This window comes from Sphingobium sp. PNB (genome assembly GCF_019873065.1).
In the GTDB taxonomy this organism is placed as follows: domain Bacteria; phylum Pseudomonadota; class Alphaproteobacteria; order Sphingomonadales; family Sphingomonadaceae; genus Sphingobium; species Sphingobium fuliginis.
In genome coordinates this window covers 1-25,715 of the sequence record NZ_JAINEZ010000054.1, presented here as the reverse complement: position 1 = coordinate 25,715, position 25,715 = coordinate 1, and the positions used below count along the sequence as shown (strand labels likewise).

Below are 25,715 nucleotides of genomic sequence, written 5' to 3'. Positions count from 1 at the left end.
CCTCTCAGCGCAGCTTCACGCCAGCCGTCCGCACCGTCACCTCGCCATTGGCGGCATAGTCGGCGGTCGCGCCGGCCTGGGCCGTCTGAGGGTCCTTTCCGTCCAGGATCTGGGCGATCTGGCGGGCGCTCGGCACCTTGTCATAGACGCCGTAGAGGTCGGTCTGACCCACGGAATGGATGGAGAGCCGATAGCCGTCCTTCGCGGGATCGAACGCGACCATGGTGCCTGCGTCGTCCACCGGCACGATGATCGCGCCATCTGCGGCGCCGGCCTGCTGGAGAATGTCGTAGCTGCCCTCGGCGGTGTCGACCTTGCCCCTTATGCAGAGCGGTTCCTGCCCTTCGCGCGGCAGGGAAATATCGGCGGGTCCGGACGTGGTTTGCGCGGTGAGGCGGGCATCGCCGCCTTCATTGGCGGGGCAGGCGGCCAGTCGAGCGGGCCTGGTCGCATGGATCGAGGATGCATCATCGAACTGAAGGCCCGCCAGCATGCCGTCCAGCCCGGCCAGCACTTCCTTCCGTCGTTCCGTCGGCCCGGTGACGCGGAGCTTCACCAGCCATCGCCCGGCGTGCAGGAAAGCCGCAGCCGTGGTGAGCGCGCCGTCGGCGGCATCGTCATAGACGGCGCGGATGGCGCCATTGGCATGTCCGGCCACCGCGACGCTGGAATAAGCGGTGCGGCGCGTCCTTGCTCCGAAACGCTCCGTCACGGCCTTGTCCGTCATATAGGCGGCGAGCGAGGCGTCGGCATAGCTGGGCAGATAGACATAGAGCGTCGCCTGGACCGCGCCGTCGTCGGACAGATATTGCGCGTAATTGTCGATGCCCTTGCCGCCGTTGGAAACCTCCCCGCTCTTGGCGAGCGACAGGCCGGCCACGCTTTGCGGCATACCGATCCCCGCGGCGTCGGCGCGCAGGGCGGTGGCGGTGGGTGTCCAGGCTTCCCGTTCCTCGGCCGCGTGCGCGAACGCAGGCGCTGACAAGGCCAGCACCGCCGATAAAAGGGACAACGCACGCTTGGGCATTGGCATCCTTCCCTAAATTCATGGCCGTCTTTTCGCGGCTTTGAATGTCTGGAGAAAAGTTGAGCCGAAATGCACCGGCTGCGCAAGCGGCCTTTTAGCTTACGGGGGGCATTTGTGCCGGATAATGGGGCAGATCAGGGTCCAGATGCGCCCAGGCGGGCGCCGCGTCGGTCCAGATGACGGCCTGAGGGGCCAGAAGATCGGGATCGTCAAGCGCTCCGGCGCGGACGAATGTCAGGTGCGGACGCGATTCGGCCAGGCTGAACAGCGGCGTGCCGCATTCGGGGCAGAAGCCGCGCCGCATCGCATTGCCGCTGTCCGCGACGCTGTGGTGCCAGCGCAGGTCGCCGGTGACCGTCAGCTTGTCGGAAGGGAAGCAGACATTCACCGTGCCCGATCCGCCGCCCAGATATTGGCAGAGCCTGCACCAGCACATGCGCGCCGCCAGGGGTTCCGCATCGATGCTGATCCGCACCTGTCCGCACAGGCATCCGGCTTGATGAGTCATGGTTCGCGGCCTTTCGTTGAGCGGGGGTGGAGTGGTCCCTATCGCCCCTGCCGCCGGGCCATGAAGGCGAGCCGTTCGAACATCATGATGTCCTGCTCATTCTTGAGCAGCGCGCCGTGCAGCGGCGGGATCGCCTTGGTGGGATCGCGGTCCTGCAATATGTCGAGCGGCATGTCCTCCGCCAGGATCAGCTTCAGCCAGTCGAGCAGTTCGCTGGTGGACGGCTTCTTCTTGAGGCCGGGCACCTCCCGGATTTCGTAGAATATTTCGAGAGCGCGGTTGACCAATATCTTCTGGATGCAGGGGAAATGCACGTCGATGATGGCCTGCATCGTCTCCCGGTCGGGAAATTTGATATAGTGGAAGAAGCAGCGGCGCAGGAAGGCGTCGGGCAGTTCCTTCTCGTTATTGGAGGTGATGACGACCACGGGCCGTTCCTTCGCCGCCACGGTCTCCCCCGTTTCATAGACATGGAAGGCCATGCGATCGAGTTCCTGCAACAGGTCGTTGGGGAATTCTATGTCGGCCTTGTCGATCTCATCGATCAGCAGGACCGGCAGGGTGGGGGAGGTGAATGCCTCCCACAGCTTGCCCTTGCGGATGTAATTGCCGATGTCGTGAACGCGCGGATCGCCCAGCTGGCCGTCGCGCAGCCGGGCGACGGCGTCATATTCATAAAGTCCCTGATGCGCCTTGGTCGTCGACTTGACGTTCCATTCGATCAGCGGAGCGTCCAGCGCCTTGGCGATTTCCTGCGCCAGCACGGTCTTGCCGGTGCCCGGCTCCCCCTTCACCAGCAGCGGACGGCGAAGCAGCACCGCGGCGTTGACGGCGACCTTCAGATCATCGGTGGCGACATAATCCCGCGTGCCTTCAAACCGCATGTTCCTGCTTCTCATCCTGCCTGTGTCGGGCCAACTATGGCAAAGCAGGGGAGGAGCGCAAAGCCTTTATGCGCGGTTTGCGGCCTGGTCCTTGCCGGCGCGGATCTTCGCGCGGGCCTGAAGGACGTCCCACAGCCCGCGATGCTGGTTCAGCAGCTGGCGCGTTCCGAACAGGATGGCGCGGTCGATGGCATCGTCGCCGCCGATTTCCCTGGCGACCTCCAGCGTCGCCGCGCGGTCCGGAAGGTCGCAGACATGGGGTTCCAGCCCGACGCGAATCGCGGCGATGTCCAGCACATGCCGCACGGCACGCCAGTCGAGCACCAGCGCGATGGCCGCCCCCATGGCGCAGCCGCGCCGGTCCGACTGGGCCAGCATGTCGAGGGCGTGGCGCTGCTGGCTGACGACGGTTTCGCAATCGCTCTGCCCCGCCGTGCTGGGGGCGGGGCCGACCGCGACCGTCACCTGGGTCAGATAGGCCCGTTCCCGCGCGAAGGCGTCGGCCGCCTGGATCAGCCAGGCGCGCGCCGCATTGTCCGCCGACCGCGTGGCGGCATGGTCGATCACGCCGGGGTGGCGGCCATGCAGAAGGCAAAGATAATAGGCGGCATCGGCCAGATCGGGCAGCGACAGCGTGGCATTGGGGCCGAAGCTGGCCCGCGCGCCACTGGCATAGCCATGCCCGGCCGTGCCATCGGCGGCGACCACGGCGTCCAGGATCTGCGATACATCGCCAAATTGATAGCGCGGTGCTGCTTCGCTCATCGTCTTCCCCTAAAGCCCCGCTGCTGGCGCGGCCTCGTGCAGGCGACCCTAGAGAGTCGAGGTAAAAGAGGAGTTTACGCCAGTAAAAAAGGGCGGCCCGAAGCCGCCCTTTTGGATCATTCCGCCGCGTTGCCGCCTCGGTCTGCCGAGGCGCCTCTATTGGTCGAGGAAGCTGCGCATCTTGCGGCTGCGGCTGGGGTGCTTGAGCTTGCGCAGCGCCTTCGCCTCGATCTGGCGGATTCGTTCGCGGGTCACGCTGAACTGCTGGCCGACCTCCTCCAGCGTATGGTCGGTGTTCATGCCGATGCCGAAGCGCATGCGCAGCACGCGCTCCTCGCGCGGGGTCAGCGAGGCAAGCACGCGGGTGACGGTTTCCTTGAGGTTCGCCTGGATCGCGGCGTCCACCGGGATGATCGCATTCTTGTCCTCGATGAAATCGCCCAGATGCGAATCCTCCTCGTCGCCGATCGGCGTTTCGAGGGAGATCGGTTCCTTGGCGATCTTCATCACCTTGCGCACCTTCTCCAGCGGCATGGACAGCCGCTCGGCCATCTCCTCCGGAGTCGGTTCGCGGCCCTGTTCGTGCAGGAACTGGCGGCTGGTGCGGACCAGCTTGTTGATCGTCTCGATCATGTGGACCGGGATGCGGATGGTCCGCGCCTGATCCGCGATGGAGCGAGTGATCGCCTGCCTGATCCACCAGGTCGCGTAGGTGCTGAACTTGTAGCCGCGCCGATATTCGAACTTGTCGACCGCCTTCATCAGGCCGATATTGCCTTCCTGAATAAGATCAAGGAATTGCAGGCCGCGGTTCGTATATTTTTTAGCGATGGAGATGACGAGGCGCAGGTTCGCCTCGACCATTTCCTTCTTCGCGATGCGCGCCTCGCGCTCGCCCTTCTGCACCATGTTGACGATGCGGCGGAATTCGGACAGCGACATGCCGGTCGCCTGCGCGATCTCGCTCACCTCAAGGCGGATGCGCTCGACCGCGCGTCCCTCGGCTGCGGCGAAAGCAGCCCATTTCTTGTCCAGACCGGACACCTTGTCGAGCCAGCCATCGTCCAGCTCATGATTGACATAGCGGTCGAGGAAATCCTTGCGGCTCACCTTGTGCCGTTCGGCCAGGCGCAGCATCTGCCCGCCCAGCGCGGTCAGGCGCCGGTTATAGGCATAAAGCTGGTCGACCAGATATTCGATCTTCTGCTGGTGGAACTGGACGCTTTCGACCTCGGCGGTGAGCTGCTCGCGCAGTTCCTGATAGTCGTCCTCCGCCTTCTGGCTCAGCGTCTCGCCATTGGCCATGGCGGCCATGCGCGATTCCTGCGCCTTGGAGAAGGTGCGGAAAATCTCCGTGATGGTCGCGAATTTCTCCAGCGCCATCGGCTTCAGCGTCTCTTCCATCTGGGCGAGGGAGAGGGTGTTGTCCTCCTCTTCCTCCTCCTCCATCCGGCGGGCGCGCCGCTCCGTCAGGCCGTCCTCATCCTCGTCGGAATCGGCTGATTCCTCCTCCGGTTCCTCCTCTTCCTTGAAGCTGGGTCCGGCGGTCTTCTCGCTGATCTCGCCATCGTCGTCCTCGGCGCCTTCCTCCAGATTTTCCGGAGCGGGATCCTTGGACAGCATCGCGTCGAGATCCAGGATCTCGCGCAACTGCATCTCGCCATTGTTGAGCGCGGTCGACCATTCGATGATCGCGTTGAAGGTGGTCGGGCTTTCGCACAGCCCCAGGATCATCGTGTCGCGGCCCGCCTCGATCCGCTTGGCGATGGCGATCTCGCCCTCGCGGCTGAGCAGTTCCACGGCCCCCATCTCGCGCAGGTACATGCGCACGGGGTCGTCGGTGCGGTCGACCGTTTCCTTCTTCTTCTCGGTAACGGGACGCGGCGAGCCGTCGTCGTCGGCGCTGTCGTCCGCGCTGTCGTCGTCGCCGTCGTCGCGCTGATCCTCGCCGTCCTCGCTGGCTTCCTCATTCTCGACGATGTTCACGCCCATTTCGTTGAGCGCGGACATGATGTCCTCGATCTGCTCGGAGGACATCTGGTCCTGCGGCAGCGCGTCGTTCAGCTCGTCATAGGTGATGTAGCCGCGCTTCTTCGCGCGGGCGATCAGCTTCTTGACCGACGCCTCGTTCAGATCCAGCAGCGGTGCATCGCCGGTATCCGTATCCTCGCCCGCACCCTTGCTGTTCGCCTTGCTCGCCATTTATTCGCCTTAATTCCGCCGCCCCCGTGAAAGGGACGATCCATATCATATAATATCTTCGGACTGCGCCAGTTCCGCCAGGCGGCGATCATGATCCAGCTTCAACTTGCGGACCCTTTGCTGTTCGGCAAAGCTGTCCTCGTTGAGGTCGTCTCTCGCCCGCCGGGTGGCTTCAGCCAACGCCGCCTCCAGCTCCGGTCCCTGCGCCATCACCCGAATGGCCTCGTCCAGATCGCGCCGCACGCGATCCGAGTCGGCCTTGCTTCCATGGGGGGTGAATGTGAACGTGTCGGCCCGAAGCATTCCCTTCGCCATATTATACACTTCACCTTGCCCCAATATGGTAAGGAGGCCACCGGTTTCAACTGTTTCTTTGCTGAACGAGGCCGCGATCATCGCGTTCAGCAGTTCCGCCAGCACGGTGTCGGCGATGCGAAGCCCGATAAGCATCTCGCGATGCAGCGCAATCTGATCGGGATGCCGAAGCAGGCTGGCGAGGACGGCGCGCAAAAGCCGCTGCTCCATGCCGCTTGCGCCGATCGCCCTTGCCTCGCTTCCTGCGGGGGGCAGGGGGGGCTTCCAATTGCCGCGCCGGTCGCGCTGCCAGCCGGAGCGGGCGCTGCCCCCGCCGCGCTGATGACGGGGCTGGAAGGCCGCCCGCGCGAAGAACAGCGCGTCATAGCGTTCTCGAAAGGCGTGGACATAATGCGCCCGCACGTCGGGATGGGCGATGGCGTCGGTGATCGCGGACAGGCGCTGCTTGAGCGCGGCGCGCTGCTCCGGCGTATCCAGCGGCGCGGCAGCCTGTTCATATTTCCAAAGGCGCTCGACCAGCGGTTCGGCGGCGCCCAGCACCGCTTCCATCGCCGCAGGCCCCTCCGCGCGGATGAGGTCGTCCGGGTCCTGCCCGGCCGGCAGAGTCGCAAAGGCCAGGCTCATGCCCGGCCGGAGCAGGGGCAGGGCCCGGGTCGCTGCCCGGATCGCGGCCTTCTGCCCCGCCGAATCGCCGTCGAAACAGAGGATCGGCACATCGGCCATCTTCCACAGGCGCTCGATCTGATGTTCCGTAAGCGCCGTGCCCAGGGGCGCCACCGATTCTTCAAAGCCGGCCTGGGCGAGGGCGATCACGTCCATATAGCCCTCCACGACGATGATCCGGCCCGTCTGCCGGCTGGCGGGGGAGGCCCGGTCGATATTGTAGAGCGTCCGCCCCTTGTCGAAGAGCGGCGTGTCGGGGGAGTTCAGATATTTGGGTTCGCCCGCGCCCAATATGCGCCCGCCAAAAGCGATCACCCGGCCTCTGATGTCCCGGATCGGCAACATCAGCCGGCCCCGGAAGCGATCATAGCTGTCGCGCTTTCTGGCATTTCCGCGATCCGGTTCGGCGCCATCCGGGTCGATGAGCAATCCCGCCTCGATCAGCAGCGGTTCGCCAAATTCCTTGAGCGCTGTCTTGAGCCGCCCCCGCCCGTCAGGCGAGAAGCCGAAGCCGAAGGTCCTGGCCGTTCCCGCGGCGATGCCGCGCTGCTGGAGATAGGCTCTCGCCTCCGCGCCCTCAATTCCGCCAAGCTGCTCCTCGAAAAAGCCCTGCGCGGCGGCCATGACGTCATGCAGGCCCCTGGCCTGTTCCGCCCGTTTCGCCGCGCGTGGATCGGGGGCGGGAACGTCCATGCCCGCCGCCTGCGCCAGTTCCTTCACCGCTTCCATGAAGGGAAGGCCGCGATGATCGGTCATCCACCGGATTGCGTCGCCATGCGCGCCGCAGCCGAAGCAGTGATAGAAGCCCTTTTCGTCGTTTATCGTGAAGCTGGGCGTCTTCTCATTATGGAAGGGGCAGCAGGCCTTATATTCGCGGCCTGCCTTCTGCACCTTCACCGTCCGCCCGATCAGGGTGGAAAGAGAGGTGCGCGCGCGCAATTCGTCGAGGAAGGCCGGGGATAGGCTCATGCCCAGCTCAAATCCGCACGCCTGAACGCATCGGCCAGAACTCCGTTCGTTTCGAGCGAAGTCGAGAAACGCTCACGCGGCGGCCGGGCGAGCAGGGAAACCAAGGACCAATTGCCCGCGATCATTGCCTCCTTTTTGGCATGCGACCAGCCGCCGACGATCCGTTCCGCTTCCAAGGCTTCAATTCGGGAAGAAAAGGCTTCGCTCCAGACCAGCATGAGCGGCAAGCGCCCGCGTGAGAATTGGCTGCCCTGTCCCGCCCGATGCCGTCCAATCCTATGGTGGAGGTCATCGGTGCGACCCGTATGATAGCGCCCATCCGAGCATCGCAGCATATAGGTCCAGAACGCCATCATGCGATTATGCCGGAACGTCCATCAATGTCGAGGGCGCGCCGGATGCAGGAAGATTGCGAAGATGTTGCCTCAGGAAAGCGCCGCCTTCACCAGCCCGCTGGCCTTGCTCATGTCGATCACCGATCCGTGCCGTTCCTTCAGCACGGCCATGACCTTGCCCATGTCCTTGACGCTCGCCGCGCCCACTTCCGCCTTGATCGCCTCTATGGCGGCCTTCGTCTCGTCCTCGCTGAGCTGTTGCGGCAGGAAGCTGTCGATCACGTCCAGTTCGGCCTGTTCCTTCGCGGCCAGTTCGTTGCGGCCGCCGCTCCTGAACATGTCGATGGATTCGCGGCGCTGCTTCGCCATCTTCTGGAGCACCTCGACCACGACCGTGTCGTCATCCGGCACGCTGGATGCGGTGCGCAGTTCTATGTCGCGATCCTTCAGCTTCGCCAGGATCAGGCGCACGGCGGCCAGCCGATCCTTCTCTCCCGCCTTCATGGCGGCGATTTGGGCGCTTTTGATCTCGTCGCGAATCATGCGAATGAATCCTGTCTCTTCCGGAAAGGTCCAGATATAACGCCAAAAGAGATTTTTAACAGGAGTTGACCCCGCGGCCTCTCGCGCATAGGTGACCGGCCGTTTAACCCGCTTCAGACGGGTTCCCGCAAAAGCATAAAGGACGATATGACCATGGCTGACGCCAAAACCCTCATTGTGCCCAAAGGAGCGACAGGGGTGTTGGTTTTCGCCGATGGCTCCGCCGTCTTCGGTCGCGGCTTCGGCGCTGTCGGCGATGCGGTGGGCGAACTCTGCTTCAACACGGCCATGACCGGCTATCAGGAAGTGATGACCGACCCCAGCTATGCGGGGCAGATCGTCACCTTCACCTTCCCGCATATCGGCAATGTCGGCACGAACCTGGACGATGTGGAGGCGGAGCTGCCCCACGCGCTGGGCTGCGTCGTGCGGCAGGACGTGACGGAACCCAGCAACTTCCGCAATGTCGAGCCCTTCGATCAGTGGATGAAGGAAAATGGCCGCATCGGCTTGGCCGGCGTCGACACCCGCGCGCTGACCAGGCTGATCCGGGTCAAGGGCGCGCCCAATGTCGTGATCGCGCACGATCCGGAGGGGCGGTTCGACATCGAGGCGCTGGCCGCCAGGGCTGCGGCCTGGCCGGGCCTGGAGGGCATGGACCTTGCCATCGAAGTCTCCGCCAAGGAAAGCCGCCTCTGGAAGGACGGCGTGTGGAAGCTGGGCTTCGGCTACGGCCTCGATGAAGCGGGTGAAGAGCGGCCCCATGTCGTCGCGATCGATTATGGCGCGAAGAACAATATCTTCCGCAATCTGGTGAAGGCCGGCGCCCGCGTCACCGTGCTGCCCGCCACCGCCAGCTATGAGCAGGTGATGGGGCATAATCCCGACGGCGTGTTCCTTTCCAACGGCCCAGGTGACCCCGCCGCGACCGGCGAATATGCCGTGCCGGTGATCCGGAAGCTGCTGGACGCCGACAAGCCGGTCTTCGGCATCTGCCTTGGCCACCAGATGCTGGCGCTGGCGGCGGGCGCGAAGACCGTCAAGATGCATCAGGGCCATCGCGGCGCCAACCATCCGGTCAAGCGCCTGTCCGACGGTCTGGTCGAGATCACCTCGATGAACCACGGCTTTGCGGTCGACGCCGATACGCTGCCCGCCAATGTGAAGCCGACCCATGTGTCGCTCTTCGACGGCAGCAATTGCGGCATCGAACTGACGGATAAGAAGGCCTTTTCGGTCCAGTACCACCCCGAAGCCTCGCCCGGCCCGCAGGACAGCTTCTATCTGTTCCAGCGGTTCGTTGAGGAGCTTAAGTGAGCCTCAACCTGCCCCCGGTTGACGAAGCCCGCCTCGCAGCAGAGTGGGAGGCGGACAAGGCCGTCCTCGCCAATCTCGCGCGGAATGGCGACGTAGCGCGCATCGCGCGGCCCGTGGACGTCAGCTTCAAGGGCGGCGAGAAGGATTTCGAACGCGTCCTGACCATTGCGAGCCAATTCGGCTTCGTGGAACTGGACCGCGAAGAGGATGAGGATGGCGACCTGTTCCTCTTCCTCGAATGCGAGCAGCCCGTCGATGAACAGTCGATCCGCGCCCTGACTAAAAAGTGCCTCCAGATCGAAATCCTCTGCGGCGTCGAATATGATGGCTGGGGTTGCGAAGCCCGGACAGGGGGCGTGCATTGATGAACGCAATTGACGAGTATATTTTCGTTGCGCTTGCGAAGATGTCAATTCGGCAAGATCAGCTTGCTCAATCATACCAATTTAAGCCTGAGGTCGAACAGGTTTTATCAAGTCTCTTCGTGAAGGCTCTGCGCGCTTATGGCGTTGATCCTGAGCCTAAAATCCCTAATTTGGCAAAGAAACTATTCGAAGATTTGTATGAATATGGAGCCATAGAAAAAAACAGTGATCCTGTTGCGGGTGATTACTATCGGCTTTCTTATGAAAAATATGTTGGCTGGAAAAAATATTATTTAGCCAACAGTGGTGTTGCCAAGCGTTCTTCAATAATTGGTCCCCGCTTTTTACGAGATGCGTTTAATGCGCATTATAATGGACCCTCTGTTCATGAATCGGTTGAAGATGAAGTTGTGTCCGAAGTGCCTAATATCCCAGCTTCGGATCGACTTGTTACCGTGGCCCATAATTCCCCAGAATATGAGGATTTAGTTCAGAGAACAGAAAGCGCTTCTGAAGCTATTAGATCTTCTAACTCGATAGATGAAGAAGAGCGAGGCTGGATTCGGACCCACATTTCCGCTGGTTTGGAATTTATAAAGAATAGAAAAGTCTTGGCGGGGGCAGTGTCGGCTCTTCTTCTGGAGCCGCTATTAAGCGCTTATGACTCGGTCGCGGAAGAGCCTGCGAAACAAGCTATCCTTACGGCGATACAAGCCGTTCGCTCATTTTTCGGATTTTGACATGCCTAAAAGAACCGACATCTCCTCCATCCTCATCATCGGCGCTGGTCCGATCATCATCGGCCAGGCTTGCGAGTTCGACTATTCGGGCACGCAGGCGGTGAAGGCGCTCAAGGAAGAGGGCTATCGCATCATCCTGGTGAATTCCAACCCGGCCACCATCATGACCGATCCGGAATTCGCCGACGCGACCTATGTCGAGCCGATCACGCCCGAAATCGTGGCGAAGATCATCGAGAAGGAACGGCCCGACGCGGTGTTGCCGACCATGGGCGGGCAGACGGCGCTCAACACGGCGCTCGCTCTCTTCAACGACGGCACGCTGGAGAAGTTCGGCGTCAAGATGATCGGCGCGGATGCGGCCGCCATCGACAAGGCGGAGGACCGCCTGAAATTCCGCGACGCGATGGACAAGATCGGGCTGGAATCCGCCCGCTCGCGCATCGCACATACTATGGAAGAGGCACTGGAAGCTCTTGAATTCACGGGGCTTCCTTCCATTATCCGCCCCAGTTTCACGCTTGGCGGCACTGGCGGCGGCGTCGCCTACAACAAGGACGAGTTCAAGCAGATCGTGGCTGCAGGCCTCGACGCGTCGCCCACCACCGAGGTGCTGATCGAGGAATCGCTGCTCGGCTGGAAGGAATATGAGATGGAGGTCGTCCGGGACCGGAACGACAATGCCATCATCATCTGCTCGATCGAGAATGTCGATCCGATGGGGGTCCATACCGGGGATTCCATCACCGTCGCGCCCGCGCTGACGCTGACCGACAAGGAATATCAGATCATGCGCAACGCGAGCATCGCGGTGCTGCGTGAAATCGGCGTGGAAACAGGCGGTTCGAACGTACAGTTCGCAGTCAATCCGAAGGATGGCCGCCTGATCGTCATCGAAATGAACCCGCGCGTTTCCCGCTCGTCCGCGCTGGCTTCGAAGGCGACGGGCTTCCCCATCGCGAAGGTCGCGGCGAAGCTCGCCGTCGGCTACACGCTGGATGAGATCGAGAACGACATCACCGGCGCCACCCCGGCGTCGTTCGAGCCGACCATCGACTATGTCGTGACCAAGATCCCGCGCTTCGCCTTCGAGAAGTTCAAGGGCAGCGAACCGCTGCTCGGCACCGCGATGAAGTCGGTGGGCGAGGTGATGGCGATCGGCCGCAACATCCATGAATCGATGCAGAAGGCGCTGCGGGGCCTGGAAACCGGGCTTTGCGGCTTCAATGAGGTCGACCATCTCGTCGGCGCGCCCAAGGACGACATCATCGCCGCGCTCGCCCAGCCGACGCCCGACCGCCTGCTGGTCGCCGCGCAGGCCCTGCGCGAGGGCCTCACCGTCGCTGAAATCCACAATATCGCGAAGTTCGACCCCTGGTTCCTGGAGCGGATCAAGGAGATCATCGACGCCGAAGCGGAAATTCTGAACAACGGCCTGCCGCAGGATGCGGACGGCATGCGCCGGCTGAAGTCGATGGGCTTTTCCGACAAGCGCCTTGCCTATCTTGCGCTCAAATCGGCCAATCTGCGCGGCATGGAGCGGGGCATCGCGCGCGGTTCCGGCCTGATCCACGAAGCGGTCAAGGCCATGACCGGCGGCGTCACCGAGGATGAGGTCCGCGCGCTGCGCCACAGGCTGGGCGTGCGCCCCGTGTTCAAGCGCATCGACACCTGCGCCGCCGAGTTCGAGGCGAAGACGCCCTATATGTACTCGACCTACGAAGCGCCGATCTTCGGCGATGCGGAGAATGAGGCGCAGCCCAGCGACAGGAAGAAGGTCGTGATCCTGGGCGGCGGTCCCAACCGCATCGGGCAGGGCATCGAGTTCGACTATTGCTGCGTCCATGCCTGCTTCGCGCTGGCGGAGGCGGGTTATGAGACGATCATGGTCAACTGCAACCCGGAAACGGTGTCGACCGACTATGACACGTCGGACCGTCTCTATTTCGAGCCGCTGACGGCGGAGGACGTGCTGGAAATCCTGAGCGTCGAGATGTCGAACGGAACGCTGGCCGGCGTGATCGTCCAGTTCGGCGGGCAGACGCCGCTCAAGCTGGCGCAGGCGCTGGAAAATGCGGGCGTGCCGATCCTGGGCACGTCGCCCGACGCCATCGACCTGGCGGAGGACCGCGAGCGGTTCGCCGCGCTGATCGACAGGCTGAAACTGAAGCAGCCCGCCAACGGCATCGCGCGCAGCCGCGAGGAGGCGATCGCCGTCGCCAACCGCATCGGCTATCCGGTGCTGATGCGCCCCTCCTATGTCCTTGGCGGCCGCGCCATGGAAATTGTCGACGGTCAGGCCCAGCTGGAGGAATATATCGCCACCGCCGTTCAGGTGTCGGGCGACTCCCCGGTGCTGATCGACCAGTATCTGCGCGACGCGGTCGAGGTGGATGTGGACGCGCTCTGCGACGGCGACGATGTGGTGGTCGCCGGCGTGCTCCAGCATATCGAGGAGGCGGGCGTCCATTCCGGCGACTCCGCCTGCTCGCTGCCGCCCTATAGCCTGTCGGACGACATCATTGCGGAGATCGAGCGTCAGGCCGATGTCCTCGCCCGCGCGCTGTCGGTCCGCGGCCTGATGAACATCCAGTTCGCGGTCAAGGATGGCGTCGTCTATCTGATCGAGGTCAATCCCCGCGCCAGCCGGACCGTGCCCTTCGTCGCCAAGGCCATCGGCACGCCGATCGCCAAGATCGCCAGCCGCGTCATGGCGGGCGAGAAGCTCAAGGACCTGCCGAAGATCGACCGGAACGCCATCGACCATATCGCGGTCAAGGAAGCCGTCTTCCCCTTCGCCCGCTTCCCCGGCGTCGATCCGGTGCTCTCGCCGGAAATGAAGAGCACCGGCGAAGTCATGGGCATCGACAGCGATTTCGCCACGGCCTTCGCCAAGGCGCAGCTGGGCGCGGGGACCATCCTGCCCAAGGGCGGCACGGTGTTCGTGTCGGTCAAGGACAGCGACAAGCCGGTGATCCTGCCCGCCGTGCAGAAGATGGCGGCGCTGGGCTTCGCCATCATCGCCACGGGCGGCACGGCCCGCTATCTGGAGGAGCAGGGCATCGCCGTCCAGCCGGTCAACAAGGTGGCCGAAGGGCGTCCGCATATCGTCGACAGGATCACCGACGGGGACGTCGACCTGATCTTCAACACGACGGAGGGCTGGCAGTCGCTCAAGGACAGCAAGGCGATCCGCACCAGCGCGCTGCGCGCCAAGGTCGCCAGCTTCACCACGGCGGCGGCCAGCGTCGCGGCGGCGAATGCGATCGAGGCTCTTCGGGGGCATGCCCTTGAAGTGCGTTCGCTCCAGTCCTATTATCCTGTGTCGCAAGCCTGATCCCCTGCACAAGGAAGCACGCTGCGGGTGGCCCCAAGGTCGGGGCCGCCAAAGGGAAGTTTTGACGAAGGATTTGCAAGAATGGCGACCGTCGAGAAGATGCCGATGCTGCAGATGGGCTATGACAAGCTCAACGAGCAGCTCCGCGAGTTGAAGGCCGAGCGGCCGTTGATCGTGGACGCCATCGAAGAAGCCCGCGCGCACGGCGATCTGTCGGAAAATGCCGAATATCACGCCGCCAAGGAGCGTCAGGGCCAGGTTGAAGCCACCATTGCCGATCTGGAAGACAAGCTGTCGCGTGCCCAGATCATCGATCCCAAGACGCTTTCGGGCGACAAGGTCGTGTTCGGTGCGACCGTCACCCTGCTCGATGAGGACGACAAGCCGGTCAAGTACCAGATCGTGGGTCAGGCCGAGGCCGACGCCAAGCTTGGCATGATCAGCTATAACAGCCCCTTGGGCCGCGCGCTGATCGGGCGCCAGATCGGCGAGGAGGTCGAGGTGTCGGTGCCATCGGGCGACAAATTCTACCTGGTCGACAAGATCGATTTCATCTGATCCATCCGTGAAACTGCCTGCCGGTCGCATGACGAACGGGATTGCGGCGATCACCTTCGTCGCCTTCCTGCTGCTTTACCTGACGGGGCAGGTCGATAATGCCGCGATCATGGCCGGCTTCATCCCCGCACGGGTGGAGGATGGCGCCCTGCTGGCCGGCATGGCGGCCGTTCCGGTGTGGCTGACGCCGATCAGTTGCACGCTGGTCCATGCCAACTGGCTGCATGTCGGCTTCAACCTGTTCATGTTCGTCTTCTGCGGGCGACAGGTGGAGCATGTGCTGGACAAGGGCGCGACGCTGCTGCTCTACATTGCCGGAGCCTATGGCGCGACGGCGCTGCAATGGGCGATCGATCCGCATTCCACCAATCCCATGGTCGGCGCCAGCGGGGCCATATCGGCGGTCATCGCGACCTATGCGCTGCTCTACAGCCAGCAGAAGGTCCGGCGGGTTGGACCGGTGTCGGCCAATCTGGTTCGTCTGCTCTGGCTGGCGGCAAGCTGGATCGTGCTTCAGCTCATGATCGGTTTCGCCACGGCGCAGGGATTGGGCGACCTGGGGCAGATTGCTGTCGCCGCGCATATCGGCGGCTTTCTGGTGGGGCTGGTGCTGACGCGCCCTTTGCTGCGCTGGCGTTTCCGCAAGCGTCCCCAGCCCCTTTCCTGACGCCCGGCTTTCCTGCTCTTCAGCCGCTGGGCAGATCGGGTTCCAGCAGCCGGTGCAGGTGCACGATCACATAGCGCATCTCCGCATCGTCGACCGTCCGCTGAGCAGCGCCGCGCCAGGCATTTTCTGCACTGCTGTAATCGGGATAGACGCCGACCAGCTCGATCGAACTCAGATCTTCGAATTCCAGCGTTTGAGGATTTTTGACGCGACCGCCCATTACAAGGTGCAGCTTGCTCATGGTATCTTATGTTCTCCTGCTCGGTGAACCCATAGCGTAGCAGGCCGCCCGCACCCGTCCAAGGGGGCAGGCGGCGGGATCAGCATGCTTTTGGCGGCAGCGCGATTACGTTTTTGGCAATCGGGCCTTCACCGCTTCGCTCAGCGCGTCGACCTTCGCGGCGACCAGCGCAGCCACATCGTCGGCAAGGCGGGACGCCTTCGCACCGAGGTCGGCGGACGCCACGCTGTCGCGGGCCGATGCCGCCGCTTCCCTTGTCCCCTCGGCCGCATTGTGCAGCGCCTCGCCAGCGTTCGACCGCAGGCTTTCCGCATTTTCCGCCGCCACGGCCCTGGCGGCGAGCGCCGCTTCCAGCACCTTGGCGCCCGCACTGCTGGCAAGGCCGGGCAGGGCCTTCATGGCCGCGCGGCTCTTGGGGAACATCCATGCGATGACGGCTCCGGCCGCGACGGCGCCCGCGACGGCGGCGATGGGGTGTTCCTGAACGATTTCATTGGCGCGTGCCGCGATCCGTTGCGACCGGTCGCGCGCGTCCGCATAGGCATCGCCCGCCTTTTCACGGCTCGTCTGGATCAGGTCGCCGGCACTTTCCCTCGCGCGATCCGCCGTATCGCGGAACTTGCCGGACGCGGTCCCGGCAATGTCGTTCGCCGCTTCGCGGGCGCGGGTGAGTTGCGTGCGGATGTCAGCCATCGTCAGTCTCCGAAATCTCTTCTGTGCGGTTGCTTATCCGAACGTATATCTGCCGGAAAAGTGCCCCGAGCGGACGGCGCAGCAAATAGAGCGCGAGCGCGCCCGTCGCCGCGGCCGTGGCCGCCGGCCGTTGCTGGACCTTGGCAGCCGCATAGGCGGCGCCGTCCATCAGCGTTTCCGTTGCCTTGTCCTTCGCGTCCTGCTTGAGCCGGGCGGGGGTGAGGCGCGCCCTGGCGGCGAGGGCGCTGGAGATGAGCGCGGCCTTGCGCGCATCCGCCTGCGCCACCGCATCGCGATAGGCTTCTTCGCGCTTCATGGCTTCACCGCCTTCTTGATCCGGTCGATGCGGCCCTTCGCGACCAGCAGCAGCAGCAGCGCGATGACCAGCGCGCCGCCGAATACCGCGCCCGTCGCCCAGCCGGGCCCGACAAGCGGCGACAACGCCAAGATGATGCCCACCAACCCGGCGACGATCGCCGCGAAGACAAGCATGATGCCCGCCGTCGCGAAGATCAGCGCATCGCGGACCCCCGCGCCGACGATGCCGGCGCGCAGCTTCTGCCGTTCGACTTCCGCTTCCGCATAGGCCCGCCCGTCGCTGTACAGGCGTGTGAAGACGTCCCGCACGGACTCTTCCTGTGCCTCGGTCTGCAGGGGCTCTTGAGTCAAAATATCCTCCGCCCCGGCGCCGGGGCCCTGTCGTCCGTCAATGGGCAAGGACGCGATCAGGCGTCTTCGTCCGACCCCTTGGCAAGACGCATCAGCACGAAGCCGACCACCGCCGCAGCGCCGATGGCCACGGCCGGGCTCTTGCGCACGAAATCCCGCGCTTCGGTCATCAACTGGTCGACATCCTTGCTGTCCAGCGTCTTCGCGGCGCCGGCCACCGATTCGGCCGCCTGGCGCGCATAGTCGCCATATTGCGGGCCAAGCTTCGCATCGACGGTGCCCGCCGTGTCGGAGATCAGCTTCGCCAGGCTCTGCATGGCCGATCCGGTCTTGTCCTTGGCGACGCCCGCGGCGGACTTTGCGGTCTTGGACGCCTGGTCCTTGAGCGGGTCGATATGCGCTTTCCAATCGACGGCGTTCAGCTTGTCGGCGGCGGCCTTCGCAGCCTTTTCCGCTTGCGCCTTGATCGGCGCGATTTGCGCGGTCCAGCCATGGGCGGCGGCGCCGTTGCCCGGCGTCTTGGGCGCGGCGGCCTTGCGCGTGGTGGCGGTCTTGACGGGCGCCGCCTTCACCAGCGTGCCGGACAGGGCGGCCTTGGCCGGCTTGGCCTTGGGCGCCTTGGCGGGGCTGGCCTTTCTGGCGCGCTTGGCGGGCGGGGTTTCCGGGGTGTCGGCCATCGTCCTAAGTCTCCCTTTGAAATACGGTGGAATCGCTGTGCGGGCGGGCGGCTCTGCCTCTAATGCTTCGCCACCGCCCACAGTTCCGTTGCCGTTACTATTTTGAGCATCGGCATTTTTCGAGTCCTTGCAAGCCCCTGCATTGCCAAGCGGGGAGGCGGTGGCTAAGCGGGGCGCGAAAAGCGACCAGAGCCAGTCCCCAGAGCCACTCCAAGGAGCGACCATGACAGCCATTCTCGATATTCATGCCCGCCAGATTCTGGACAGCCGCGGCAATCCGACCGTCGAAGTCGACGTGATGCTGGAGGATGGCAGCTTCGGCCGCGCCGCCGTGCCTTCGGGCGCTTCGACCGGCGCCTATGAAGCGGTGGAAAAGCGGGATGGGGACGCCGCCAAATATCTGGGCAAGGGCGTGCTCGCCGCCGTCGCCGCCGTCAATGACCAGATTGCCGAGCAGATCATCGGCCTGGATGCCGAGGATCAGGCAGAGGTCGATGCTGCGATGATCGCGCTCGACGGGACGGAGAACAAGTCGAACCTGGGCGCCAACGCGATCCTGGGCGTCAGCCTGGCGGTGGCGAAGGCGGCCGCCGATGCGCGCGGCCTGCCCCTCTATCGCTATGTCGGCGGCGTCAATGCGCATGTGCTGCCGGTGCCGATGATGAACATCATCAACGGCGGCGAACATGCCGACAATCCGATCGACTTCCAGGAATTCATGATCATGCCGGTCGGCGCGGAGAGCATTGCCGACGCCGTGCGGATCGGTTCGGAAATCTTCCATACGCTGAAGAAGGGCCTGCACGACAAGGGACTGGCCACCTCCGTTGGCGATGAAGGCGGTTTCGCGCCCAATATCGCCTCTACCCGCGATGCGCTCGACTTCATCATGCTGTCGGTGGAGAAGGCGGGATACAAGGCGGGCGACGACGTCGTGCTGGCGCTGGACTGCGCGGCGACCGAATTCTTCAGGAACGGCAAGTACGAGATTTCGGGCGAAGGCCTGTCGCTCAGCCCGGTCGAAATGGCCGATTATCTCGCGGCCCTTTGCGCCGACTATCCGATCAAGTCGATCGAGGACGGTATGAGCGAGGATGATTTCGAGGGCTGGAAGGCGCTGACCGACAAGATCGGGGGCAAGGTCCAGCTGGTGGGCGACGACCTTTTCGTGACCAATCCCAGGCGTCTGGAAATGGGCATCGGCAAGGGCCTCGCCAATTCGCTGTTGGTCAAGGTGAACCAGATCGGTTCGCTCACCGAAACGCTGGCGGCCGTCGACATGGCCCATCGGGCGCGCTACACCGCCGTGATGTCGCACCGTTCCGGCGAGACCGAGGACGCGACGATCGCCGATCTGGCCGTCGCCACCAATTGCGGCCAGATCAAGACCGGTTCGCTCGCCCGTTCGGACCGGCTCGCCAAGTATAACCAGCTCATCCGGATCGAAGAAGAACTGGGCGACGTCGCGCTTTACGCCGGGCGTTCGATTTTCCGCTAAATCAAATTTTCGACATCCGGTCGCAAGCGCAGTAAATTTTGCTTGCGGCCGGCCCGTCCCTGTGATTCAACTGGTCCATGGCGCATATCGCGAAACTCCGCATGTTGCTTTTTTCGGCCTTCGGTCCGGCGATTGCGGTGCTTCTTCTTCTCTTCTTCGCAGGCTATGTGGTGCTGGGCTCCAACGGGGTTCTGGCATGGGGCGATTACAAGCGGCAGCTCCATCATGCCCAGTCTGAACTGAAGCAGGTTCAGGCCAGCCGGCAGGAGTTGAAGAACCGGGTGGACCTGCTCGATCCCCGGCGCGTCGATCCCGATCTTTCCGATGAACTGATCCGGCGGGAGCTGGGCGTCGTCCATCATGATGAAGTGATCGTCCCGCTGAACTGACCTTTCCCGACGGCTGGCCGATCGCTTTTGCCGCGTTCCTGTGCCCCATGCCGCGTTGCATTTGGGGGCGGACTGCCGCTATACCGGCCTTCCTTCCATCCTCACCCACGCAAAAGGATAAGAGCCTTGGCGAAACCAACGACGCCGCGTCCTTCACGCGCAAAGGCAAAGGCGGCTGCACCCGCCGCCGGCGCGGACCATAACCGGCCTCGCCCCGACACTCCCAAAGATTATAAGGCCAGCAAGGAAGAGCTGCTGGAATTCTACCGGCAGATGGTCCTGATCCGCCGTTTCGAGGAAAAGGCCGGCCAGCTTTACGGCCTGGGCCTGATCGGCGGCTTCTGCCACCTCTATATCGGGCAGGAAGCGGTTGCCGTCGGCATCCAGTCGGCGCTCCAGCCCGGCAAGGACAGCGTCATCACCGGCTATCGCGACCATGGCCACATGCTGGCCTATGGCATCGATCCCAACGTCATCATGGCTGAACTGACCGGCCGCGAAGCGGGCATTTCGCGCGGCAAGGGCGGTTCGATGCACATGTTCAGCGTCGAGCATAAATTCTACGGCGGCCACGGCATCGTCGGCGCCCAGGTGTCGCTTGGCGCCGGTCTCGGCTTCGCGCACAAGTATAATAATGACGGCGGCGTCTGCGTCGCCTATTTCGGAGACGGCGCCGCCAATCAGGGCCAGGTCTACGAAAGCTTCAACATGGCCGAGCTGTGGAAGCTGCCGATCATCTTCGTGATCGAGAACAACCAATATGCCATGGGCACCAGCGTCAACCGCTCCTCGGCGGAAGACCAGCTTTACCGGCGCGGCGAAAGCTTCCGCATTCCCGGTATCCAGGTGAACGGCATGGACGTGCTGGCGGTGCGCGGCGCGACGGAAGAGGCGCTGAAATGGGTGCAGGCGGGCAACGGTCCGATCCTGCTGGAAATGAAGACCTATCGCTATCGCGGCCATTCCATGTCCGATCCGGCCAAATACCGGTCGCGCGAGGAAGTGCAGTCGATGCGCGAAAAGTCCGACCCGATCGAAGGCGTCAAGAAATATCTGGCCGACATGGGCGTCATCGAGGACGAACTCAAGAAGATCGACCAGGACATCCGCAAGATCGTCAGCGATGCGGCGGATTTCGCTGAAACCTCTCCCGAACCGGAACTGCACGACCTTTATACCGACGTGCTGGTGGAGCAATATTAATGGGTATCGAAATCAAGATGCCGGCGCTTTCCCCGACGATGGAGGAAGGCACGTTGGCGAAGTGGCTGGTAAAGGAAGGGGACGAGGTCCGCTCGGGCGACATATTGGCCGAGATCGAGACCGACAAGGCGACGATGGAATTCGAAGCCGTCGATGAAGGCAAGATCGGCCAGATCATGGTGGCCGAGGGGACTGAAGGCGTGAAGGTCGGCACCGTCATCGCAACGATGGCGGCAGATGGGGCAGGCGAGAGTGGCGAGACCGCACAGGCCCCGAAGGCCGCCGAAAGTGCGCCTCCCGCCGCGCCTGAAGCCGCTCCGGCACCCAGGAAGGCCGAAAGCGGCACGTCGAAGCTTGCGACCGAGGCGAAGGCGACCGTCAAGGACCCGGCGCTGCCCGAGGGTACCGAATATATCAAGACCACCGTTCGCGAAGCGCTGCGCGACGCCATGGCCGAGGAAATGCGGCGGGACGAGCGCGTCTTCGTCATGGGTGAAGAGGTGGCCGAATATCAGGGCGCCTATAAGGTCACACAGGGCCTGCTGGAGGAATTCGGCGACAGGCGCGTCATCGATACGCCGATCACCGAATATGGCTTTGCCGGCATCGGCGCGGGCGCGGCGATGGGCGGATTGAAGCCGATCGTCGAGTTCATGACCTTCAATTTCGCGATGCAGGCGATCGACCATATCATCAATTCGGCCGCCAAGACCAATTACATGTCCGGCGGCCAGATGCGCTGTCCGATCGTGTTCCGCGGTCCCAATGGCGCGGCCAGCCGCGTCGCCGCGCAGCATAGCCAGAATTACGGTCCCTGGTATGCGTCGGTTCCCGGGCTCATCGTCATCGCGCCCTATGACTCGGCCGACGCCAAGGGCCTGCTCAAGGCGGCGATCCGTTCGGACGATCCGGTCGTGTTCCTTGAGAACGAACTGGTCTATGGCCGCAGCTTCGACGTGCCCAAGGTGGATGATTATGTCCTCCCCATCGGCAAGGCGCGCATCGTCCGCGAAGGCAAGGATGTGACGCTGGTCAGCTACTCCATCGGCGTTGGCGTGGCGCTGGAAGCGGCGGAGGCTTTGGCCGGTGAAGGCATCGATGCGGAGGTCATCGACCTGCGCACGCTACGCCCGCTCGATACCGCGACTGTGCTGGAGAGTCTGAAGAAGACCAATCGCCTGGTGGTGGTGGAAGAGGGCTGGCCGGTCTGCTCGATCGCGTCTGAGATCGCGGCGGTGGTGATGGAACAGGGTTTCGACGACCTCGACGCCCCTGTGCTGCGCGTGACTAACGAGGATGTGCCGTTGCCCTATGCGGCGAATCTGGAAAAGGCGGCGCTTATCGATGCGGCGCGGGTTGTCGCTGCGGCGAAGAAGGTTTGTTATCGGTGAAGCTATGACCTACGCCGCCATTAGGCGGCGTAGGTTCCGGTTCCGCAGGGGGAGTTGGCGCCGCTGGCGATTATGTCATTGGCCGATCGTTCCCGCACACTCATGGCCGCCACGGTGGACATTTGCGGCGTGCCGAAGAAACTCGATGAAACAAGCGGCTTGTAGGTATAATAAATCTCGACAAAGATGAGTTCGCTATCCTTCGTGGCAGCGATTTTGCGTCCAGTCGCGCCAATGCCGGTTGCGCCAAGATTCGTATTCACTGCATAAGGCGAATCCTTGACTAGCGCGCCGGTACACCGCTGCCACCGCACCTTCTGATTGGTGACATTGCCAGAACTGTCGGTCACCGGTTGAACGCTAGATACTATGATGCGGCCGCGGTTGCGCAAATCGATCTTATCACCCAATATCTTCATGCCGCCCAGAGCGTCGGTTACGTCGCCATTGCTGATCGATAGGCGAATGCGGGAAACGCTGTCGGCTGTCAGCGTCGCAACATCGCCCAATTTCTGCGACGTATAGGCCATATTGGCGGCTTCCATACTGTACAGGGTGAGACCGAGTAAAATAGGCAGAGAGAGTGCAAATTCCACCGCCGCAACTCCTGATGGATCGCGCTTAAGAGAGCAGAGCGGCTTGAGAAAATGCATTCTGATCATTTTTATCATAACTTGCACTTCGGGGCAGGAATACTTTGCAGTTCATAAGGCTGCCGCCGTATTAAGGTGGTAGCCGTTATGGTTGCCGTATTACCGATTCCAATGAAACGATACAGTGGTAGGATTCGATTGTAGGTTAGCTCAGTGTTGTAGCGGACAATGTCGTCTGCGCCGCCAATGCCCGTTTTGCCAGCCGTTACCACGTTGCGGTTGCCATCATTGTCAACATCTTCCCAACAGTCGCCTTTGTCGAGTATATTGTTGTTGTTATTATCCGTGGTCAGCCGTTCCAATGCGTTGATGTTACTGTATTGGTAAAAGCTGCCCTTGGTTGTGAGTACTGTTGCATTTGGCACGACGCGCTTAATTTGGGCCTCGATGTCGTTTTCGATCGTGGTGCTGTCGACTGTCTGGAGCGTGGTGAGCCGTGCAGCCCGTTCCAGCGCCCCAAGCGTCACCGATCGAATATATATTTGATAACCCATTTCCAGCCCGCCGAAGAGAAGCAGGCAGAGCGGCACCAAGATCAGTGCGAACTCAGGCACCGATGCTGCACGCTGGTTGGATGACAACAATCTGTATTGAGTAAGTAACCTTCTCATCGTGAGAGCCTCAAGGAACCGATATTTTCTCCAATGTCGCGGAAGACATCATCAAGATCGGAAGCATCATCTGCCCTGTACCAGAAACCATTGCCAGATGAGCAGTCCTTCATATCTTGTGTCACACTTGAGCCAGCACTGAAGGAAATTGCAAATATCTTGACGTCCATATTTTTGATTGCATTGCAGGTCATTAGCCAGCGTGCCGTATGATTACTGTCACCATCGGCGCCAGCTGCAGTAGTGCGCCGCCAGTAATTTTCTTGTGCATAGCTGGAGTAAACGCTGCCGTCGGTCTGCATTTCACCATCAGTCATGAAAATGACGTAACGAGTGACCGGAAAGCTATGATAGGTGGCCTCGTTCTCTAATTTCCATAACCCGGTACGTGACAATAGTCTTGCAGCCCAAAGCATCCCGGAATCTAGATAAGTACGCCCTTCGGCGGCAAAACCTGTATTGAAGGCGAAATAGTCATTGAATTGTGTTGCCGTTAGTTTAGAAAACTCCCGCATCGGCTTGGGACATGCATAGACAGGGTTTCCTGCTTTTGATGGATCGGTCACTGTCCATCGGGTGTCCGTAGAAGAAGGTTCTGTGTCGAATTTCAGATCGAAGGCATCCGATGGCAAATTATTAGGTGCCGAATGACCTGAAGTAAGCGTGATGCTATTACTGGTTTTCAATTCTTCGATGCAGCCGTCCCATGTGGTTGAGATCCAGTTACTGTCATGTGAAATAGACTGACGGGTGCTGCTATTACTGGTGGATTGATAGGTGCCGGTAGTATTGAACCAATTTGGTTTACGGGAGTAAAGTGTAGCTCCCGTACTATCCTGACTAAGGCCCGCATTCACCAATTGTGCAAAGGGGATTATGGCCCAGCGAACCCGCTTACGGGAGTTTTCCGGCGCAACGTTGAACTGGGTTTCTATCGTGGCCATCTGGGCCTGCAAATTGGTGAGGGAGGTTCTCAAGGCTTGAATGCGTGAGATATTGACCTTTTTGCTGTCCAGTTCCTCTGTAACAAATTTGAACGATTTTCCGGCTGTTGTCGTTCCTGTTTTTCCAGAGTTGCTGCTATAGTAACTATTGCAGGAACTGGTGCTACGGGAAGGCGCGCAGGCCATGGAACCGGTGACGTCCAAAACTAAGACGATATCTATATTCGTATAATCATTACGCGCGCTGCACGAAGCTGAGATACTCATCGTGTTCCAGCTGAATAATTTCATAATGACCGTAGGTATCGTGGTCGAGATTGTCAGTTCAATCTGATCGTTACTGCCGAGCGTCGGCGTGACGGTGAACGGCGAGGAACCGAGATATCCAACGGGATAGTTAAAGTTCACATATTTCTGCACTTCCAGCGTCACTGCTGCGCTGATTTCACCGCTCGATCCCATGACCTTGCGCCCTGCCAGAGCTCCGGCATCACATGCCTGCTGAAGACGAGTTTTGGCCAGATAACCACGACTGATGTCGAGTGCGCCGCCGACCATGCCGGCGAGGGGAAGCATCGCCGCCGCCACAATCGCCAGGGTATTCCCCGCCTGATTGTGATAAAGCCGCATCAGAATGAACAGCGCGCGCTTGATCCGGTCGCTCATAATCCGCTCTGCCTTTACTTGCCCCGCACCCCCAATTCAGGCAGGGCAGCCCCATGCCCATCCAGGGGCAGTTGCCAGGATCACTATGCCGGTTGGGGTTAAAAAGCTGATAATTTCGGCCAAATCCATTTCCATCGATATAGGCGGATGGATATTGTGAGCGACGATCTCGCCCCATTGCCGTTGTTGCTCAGCGCCTATGCCGGCCCTGATGCGCCGCGTCATCGGTTGATCTGGGCGCTTGATGCCCGATTTTCGCGGCTCGTGGCGACGACGAGCGAGCCGATCATCGGGCAGATGCGCCTGGCCTGGTGGAACGATGCCCTGACCGATGAAAGCGGCGTCAAGGGGCGCGGCGAGCCGTTGATCGATGCGATGCGGAAGCTGGACGCCCTGCCGCCGTGCGGCCTGTCGCAATGGCTTGACGGCTGGGAGGCGCTGATCGGGGAGGTCGATCTTTCCGGCTATGCGGAGGGACGAGGCGGTGGCCTGTTTCGGGCGCTGGCGGGGCGGGAGGATATTCCATCCTGGCTCGAGCGCGCGGGGGCGGCCTGGGCGTTGTGGGATTTGTCCGGACATGGCGCGGACCGGGAAGTTGCGGGCAGGGCAATAGAGCTGGCGCGAGGATATATAACCGGCGGCAGGCCGGCTTGGCCAAAGCAATGGCGCCCGTTGCGGATCGCCTATCAGCTTGCGCGCCGCGACATAGAGGAAGGCCGCTGTGCGCCGGCGGGATTGACCCCAGCGCTATATTGGCGATTGGTGCGCATCGCATTGTTGGGGCGATAAGGGGGATAGTGTGGAACGAGTTCTGGGGGGCGCGGTGGCCGCATTGCTGCTGGCGGCGGGCGGGCTGTTCTGGTGGCAGGGGCGGGCGAACAATGA

At 62.0% G+C, this 25,715-nt stretch carries 27 protein-coding genes; 11 read left to right on the top strand and 16 right to left on the bottom strand.

Features of this window, described 5'->3' with window-relative positions; genetic code table 11:
• Positions 1-4: 4 nt before the first annotated feature.
• From K7W03_RS17300 to K7W03_RS17265, 8 genes are all read right to left on the bottom strand, one after another.
• Positions 5-1,027 carry a hypothetical protein gene (locus K7W03_RS17300; RefSeq protein ID WP_222886905.1) on the bottom strand — a complete coding sequence of 341 codons (1,023 nt, stop codon included), beginning with the start codon at positions 1,025-1,027 and terminating at the stop codon, positions 5-7.
• A 94-nt stretch (positions 1,028-1,121) separates the two neighbouring features.
• Positions 1,122-1,535, bottom strand: coding sequence for a GFA family protein (locus K7W03_RS17295; protein ID WP_025549045.1), 414 nt, complete (start codon positions 1,533-1,535; stop codon positions 1,122-1,124).
• A 38-nt stretch (positions 1,536-1,573) separates the two neighbouring features.
• Positions 1,574-2,419 carry an AAA family ATPase gene (locus K7W03_RS17290; protein ID WP_222886904.1) on the bottom strand — a complete coding sequence of 282 codons (846 nt, stop codon included), beginning with the start codon at positions 2,417-2,419 and terminating at the stop codon, positions 1,574-1,576.
• 66 nt (positions 2,420-2,485) lie between these two features.
• A complete protein-coding gene (locus K7W03_RS17285) occupies positions 2,486-3,184 on the bottom strand; it encodes a DUF6975 family protein (RefSeq protein WP_061934698.1) in 699 nt (232 codons plus the stop codon).
• A 156-nt stretch (positions 3,185-3,340) separates the two neighbouring features.
• Positions 3,341-5,386: an RNA polymerase sigma factor RpoD gene (gene rpoD, locus K7W03_RS17280; protein ID WP_025549049.1), complete on the bottom strand. Its 2,046-nt coding sequence runs from the start codon at positions 5,384-5,386 to the stop codon at positions 3,341-3,343.
• A 45-nt stretch (positions 5,387-5,431) separates the two neighbouring features.
• Entirely contained in the window at positions 5,432-7,333 is a 1,902-nt protein-coding gene (gene dnaG / locus K7W03_RS17275) for a DNA primase (RefSeq protein WP_222886903.1), read from the bottom strand.
• Entirely contained in the window at positions 7,330-7,668 is a 339-nt protein-coding gene (locus K7W03_RS17270) for a GIY-YIG nuclease family protein (RefSeq protein ID WP_226870255.1), read from the bottom strand. Before K7W03_RS17270 ends, dnaG begins: the two co-directional genes overlap by 4 nt.
• A 90-nt stretch (positions 7,669-7,758) precedes the next feature.
• Positions 7,759-8,211: a GatB/YqeY domain-containing protein gene (locus tag K7W03_RS17265; protein ID WP_222886902.1), complete on the bottom strand. Its 453-nt coding sequence runs from the start codon at positions 8,209-8,211 to the stop codon at positions 7,759-7,761.
• 153 nt (positions 8,212-8,364) lie between these two features.
• Between K7W03_RS17265 and carA the strand changes: the two genes are divergently transcribed.
• The 6 genes from carA to K7W03_RS17235 all read left to right on the top strand — a co-directional run bounded on the left by carA (position 8,365) and on the right by K7W03_RS17235 (position 15,195).
• Positions 8,365-9,528, top strand: coding sequence for a glutamine-hydrolyzing carbamoyl-phosphate synthase small subunit (gene carA, locus K7W03_RS17260; protein ID WP_222886901.1), 1,164 nt, complete (start codon positions 8,365-8,367; stop codon positions 9,526-9,528).
• Positions 9,525-9,893: a ribonuclease E inhibitor RraB gene (locus K7W03_RS17255; RefSeq protein WP_044662018.1), complete on the top strand. Its 369-nt coding sequence runs from the start codon at positions 9,525-9,527 to the stop codon at positions 9,891-9,893. Before carA ends, K7W03_RS17255 begins: the two co-directional genes overlap by 4 nt.
• Entirely contained in the window at positions 9,893-10,633 is a 741-nt protein-coding gene (locus K7W03_RS17250; RefSeq protein WP_222886900.1) for a hypothetical protein, read from the top strand. The genes K7W03_RS17255 and K7W03_RS17250 overlap by 1 nt, the downstream gene beginning before the upstream one ends.
• A gap of 1 nt (position 10,634) precedes the next feature.
• A complete protein-coding gene (gene carB / locus K7W03_RS17245) occupies positions 10,635-13,970 on the top strand; it encodes a carbamoyl-phosphate synthase large subunit (RefSeq protein WP_044662019.1) in 3,336 nt (1,111 codons plus the stop codon).
• A gap of 81 nt (positions 13,971-14,051) precedes the next feature.
• The gene (gene greA, locus K7W03_RS17240; RefSeq protein WP_048577008.1) at positions 14,052-14,528 is read left to right on the top strand and encodes a transcription elongation factor GreA; all 477 of its coding nucleotides are present in this window, start codon (positions 14,052-14,054) and stop codon (positions 14,526-14,528) included.
• Between the two features lie 28 nt (positions 14,529-14,556).
• Positions 14,557-15,195: a rhomboid family intramembrane serine protease gene (locus K7W03_RS17235; protein ID WP_037482410.1), complete on the top strand. Its 639-nt coding sequence runs from the start codon at positions 14,557-14,559 to the stop codon at positions 15,193-15,195.
• Between the two features lie 19 nt (positions 15,196-15,214).
• On the opposite strand, the gene K7W03_RS17230 is transcribed toward K7W03_RS17235, so the two are convergent.
• The 5 genes from K7W03_RS17230 to K7W03_RS17210 all read right to left on the bottom strand — a co-directional run bounded on the left by K7W03_RS17230 (position 15,215) and on the right by K7W03_RS17210 (position 17,475).
• Positions 15,215-15,436 (bottom strand): DUF4170 domain-containing protein, encoded by a 222-nt coding sequence (locus K7W03_RS17230; protein ID WP_025549059.1) that lies wholly within the window; start codon positions 15,434-15,436, stop codon positions 15,215-15,217.
• Positions 15,437-15,541: 105 nt separating this feature from the next.
• The gene (locus K7W03_RS17225) at positions 15,542-16,129 is read right to left on the bottom strand and encodes a DUF883 family protein (RefSeq protein WP_048577007.1); all 588 of its coding nucleotides are present in this window, start codon (positions 16,127-16,129) and stop codon (positions 15,542-15,544) included.
• A complete protein-coding gene (locus K7W03_RS17220) occupies positions 16,122-16,445 on the bottom strand; it encodes a hypothetical protein (RefSeq protein WP_140041743.1) in 324 nt (107 codons plus the stop codon). Before K7W03_RS17220 ends, K7W03_RS17225 begins: the two co-directional genes overlap by 8 nt.
• Entirely contained in the window at positions 16,442-16,756 is a 315-nt protein-coding gene (locus K7W03_RS17215) for a phage holin family protein (protein WP_140041744.1), read from the bottom strand. Before K7W03_RS17215 ends, K7W03_RS17220 begins: the two co-directional genes overlap by 4 nt.
• A 98-nt stretch (positions 16,757-16,854) precedes the next feature.
• A complete protein-coding gene (locus K7W03_RS17210; RefSeq protein WP_044662022.1) occupies positions 16,855-17,475 on the bottom strand; it encodes a hypothetical protein in 621 nt (206 codons plus the stop codon).
• 223 nt (positions 17,476-17,698) lie between these two features.
• Here K7W03_RS17210 and eno point away from each other — a divergent pair, with 223 nt between their 5' ends.
• The 4 genes from eno to K7W03_RS17190 all read left to right on the top strand — a co-directional run bounded on the left by eno (position 17,699) and on the right by K7W03_RS17190 (position 21,956).
• Complete coding sequence (gene eno / locus K7W03_RS17205; protein ID WP_222886899.1) at positions 17,699-18,973, top strand: phosphopyruvate hydratase; 1,275 nt, start codon at positions 17,699-17,701, stop codon at positions 18,971-18,973.
• Positions 18,974-19,050: 77 nt separating this feature from the next.
• The gene (locus K7W03_RS17200; protein WP_025549066.1) at positions 19,051-19,362 is read left to right on the top strand and encodes an FtsB family cell division protein; all 312 of its coding nucleotides are present in this window, start codon (positions 19,051-19,053) and stop codon (positions 19,360-19,362) included.
• 126 nt (positions 19,363-19,488) lie between these two features.
• Entirely contained in the window at positions 19,489-20,565 is a 1,077-nt protein-coding gene (pdhA, locus tag K7W03_RS17195; protein WP_222886898.1) for a pyruvate dehydrogenase (acetyl-transferring) E1 component subunit alpha, read from the top strand.
• Positions 20,565-21,956, top strand: a complete 1,392-nt coding sequence (locus K7W03_RS17190; RefSeq protein ID WP_222886897.1) for a pyruvate dehydrogenase complex E1 component subunit beta — start codon at positions 20,565-20,567, stop codon at positions 21,954-21,956. The genes pdhA and K7W03_RS17190 overlap by 1 nt, the downstream gene beginning before the upstream one ends.
• Positions 21,957-21,976: 20 nt before the next feature.
• Here the strand turns inward: K7W03_RS17190 and K7W03_RS17185 are convergent, their stop codons facing one another.
• From K7W03_RS17185 to K7W03_RS17175, 3 genes are read right to left on the bottom strand one after another with little or no spacing between them, the layout of a single operon-like run.
• Entirely contained in the window at positions 21,977-22,609 is a 633-nt protein-coding gene (locus tag K7W03_RS17185) for a TadE/TadG family type IV pilus assembly protein (protein WP_222886896.1), read from the bottom strand.
• A gap of 14 nt (positions 22,610-22,623) precedes the next feature.
• Positions 22,624-23,220: a TadE/TadG family type IV pilus assembly protein gene (locus tag K7W03_RS17180; protein WP_222886895.1), complete on the bottom strand. Its 597-nt coding sequence runs from the start codon at positions 23,218-23,220 to the stop codon at positions 22,624-22,626.
• On the bottom strand, positions 23,217-24,830 hold the full coding sequence (locus tag K7W03_RS17175) for a TadE/TadG family type IV pilus assembly protein (protein ID WP_222886894.1): 1,614 nt from the start codon (positions 24,828-24,830) through the stop codon (positions 23,217-23,219). The genes K7W03_RS17180 and K7W03_RS17175 overlap by 4 nt, the downstream gene beginning before the upstream one ends.
• Positions 24,831-24,977: 147 nt before the next feature.
• Here K7W03_RS17175 and K7W03_RS17170 point away from each other — a divergent pair, with 147 nt between their 5' ends.
• Positions 24,978-25,619, top strand: a complete 642-nt coding sequence (locus K7W03_RS17170; RefSeq protein ID WP_222886893.1) for a hypothetical protein — start codon at positions 24,978-24,980, stop codon at positions 25,617-25,619.
• Positions 25,620-25,715: the final 96 nt, after the last annotated feature.

Excerpts from the sequence above, each read along its gene's own strand:
- K7W03_RS17190 (WP_222886897.1), top strand. The coding sequence starts at position 20,565 with ATGGGTATCGAAATCAAGATGCCGGCGCTTTCCCCGACGATGGAGGAA.
- K7W03_RS17270 (WP_226870255.1), bottom strand. The coding sequence starts at position 7,668 with ATGCTGCGATGCTCGGATGGGCGCTATCATACGGGTCGCACCGATGAC.
- K7W03_RS17225 (WP_048577007.1), bottom strand. The coding sequence starts at position 16,129 with ATGGCTGACATCCGCACGCAACTCACCCGCGCCCGCGAAGCGGCGAAC.
- K7W03_RS17200 (WP_025549066.1), top strand. The coding sequence starts at position 19,051 with ATGGCGCATATCGCGAAACTCCGCATGTTGCTTTTTTCGGCCTTCGGT.
- K7W03_RS17250 (WP_222886900.1), top strand. The coding sequence starts at position 9,893 with ATGAACGCAATTGACGAGTATATTTTCGTTGCGCTTGCGAAGATGTCA.
- K7W03_RS17285 (WP_061934698.1), bottom strand. The coding sequence starts at position 3,184 with ATGAGCGAAGCAGCACCGCGCTATCAATTTGGCGATGTATCGCAGATC.
- rpoD (WP_025549049.1), bottom strand. The coding sequence starts at position 5,386 with ATGGCGAGCAAGGCGAACAGCAAGGGTGCGGGCGAGGATACGGATACC.
- K7W03_RS17235 (WP_037482410.1), top strand. The coding sequence starts at position 14,557 with ATGACGAACGGGATTGCGGCGATCACCTTCGTCGCCTTCCTGCTGCTT.
- K7W03_RS17210 (WP_044662022.1), bottom strand. The coding sequence starts at position 17,475 with ATGGCCGACACCCCGGAAACCCCGCCCGCCAAGCGCGCCAGAAAGGCC.
- K7W03_RS17180 (WP_222886895.1), bottom strand. The coding sequence starts at position 23,220 with ATGAGAAGGTTACTTACTCAATACAGATTGTTGTCATCCAACCAGCGT.
- carA (WP_222886901.1), top strand. The coding sequence starts at position 8,365 with ATGGCTGACGCCAAAACCCTCATTGTGCCCAAAGGAGCGACAGGGGTG.
- K7W03_RS17170 (WP_222886893.1), top strand. The coding sequence starts at position 24,978 with ATGGATATTGTGAGCGACGATCTCGCCCCATTGCCGTTGTTGCTCAGC.
- greA (WP_048577008.1), top strand. The coding sequence starts at position 14,052 with ATGGCGACCGTCGAGAAGATGCCGATGCTGCAGATGGGCTATGACAAG.
- K7W03_RS17185 (WP_222886896.1), bottom strand. The coding sequence starts at position 22,609 with ATGCATTTTCTCAAGCCGCTCTGCTCTCTTAAGCGCGATCCATCAGGA.
- K7W03_RS17265 (WP_222886902.1), bottom strand. The coding sequence starts at position 8,211 with ATGATTCGCGACGAGATCAAAAGCGCCCAAATCGCCGCCATGAAGGCG.
- dnaG (WP_222886903.1), bottom strand. The coding sequence starts at position 7,333 with ATGAGCCTATCCCCGGCCTTCCTCGACGAATTGCGCGCGCGCACCTCT.
- K7W03_RS17300 (WP_222886905.1), bottom strand. The coding sequence starts at position 1,027 with ATGCCCAAGCGTGCGTTGTCCCTTTTATCGGCGGTGCTGGCCTTGTCA.
- K7W03_RS17290 (WP_222886904.1), bottom strand. The coding sequence starts at position 2,419 with ATGCGGTTTGAAGGCACGCGGGATTATGTCGCCACCGATGATCTGAAG.
- K7W03_RS17230 (WP_025549059.1), bottom strand. The coding sequence starts at position 15,436 with ATGAGCAAGCTGCACCTTGTAATGGGCGGTCGCGTCAAAAATCCTCAA.
- eno (WP_222886899.1), top strand. The coding sequence starts at position 17,699 with ATGACAGCCATTCTCGATATTCATGCCCGCCAGATTCTGGACAGCCGC.
- K7W03_RS17295 (WP_025549045.1), bottom strand. The coding sequence starts at position 1,535 with ATGACTCATCAAGCCGGATGCCTGTGCGGACAGGTGCGGATCAGCATC.
- K7W03_RS17220 (WP_140041743.1), bottom strand. The coding sequence starts at position 16,445 with ATGAAGCGCGAAGAAGCCTATCGCGATGCGGTGGCGCAGGCGGATGCG.
- K7W03_RS17175 (WP_222886894.1), bottom strand. The coding sequence starts at position 24,830 with ATGAGCGACCGGATCAAGCGCGCGCTGTTCATTCTGATGCGGCTTTAT.
- carB (WP_044662019.1), top strand. The coding sequence starts at position 10,635 with ATGCCTAAAAGAACCGACATCTCCTCCATCCTCATCATCGGCGCTGGT.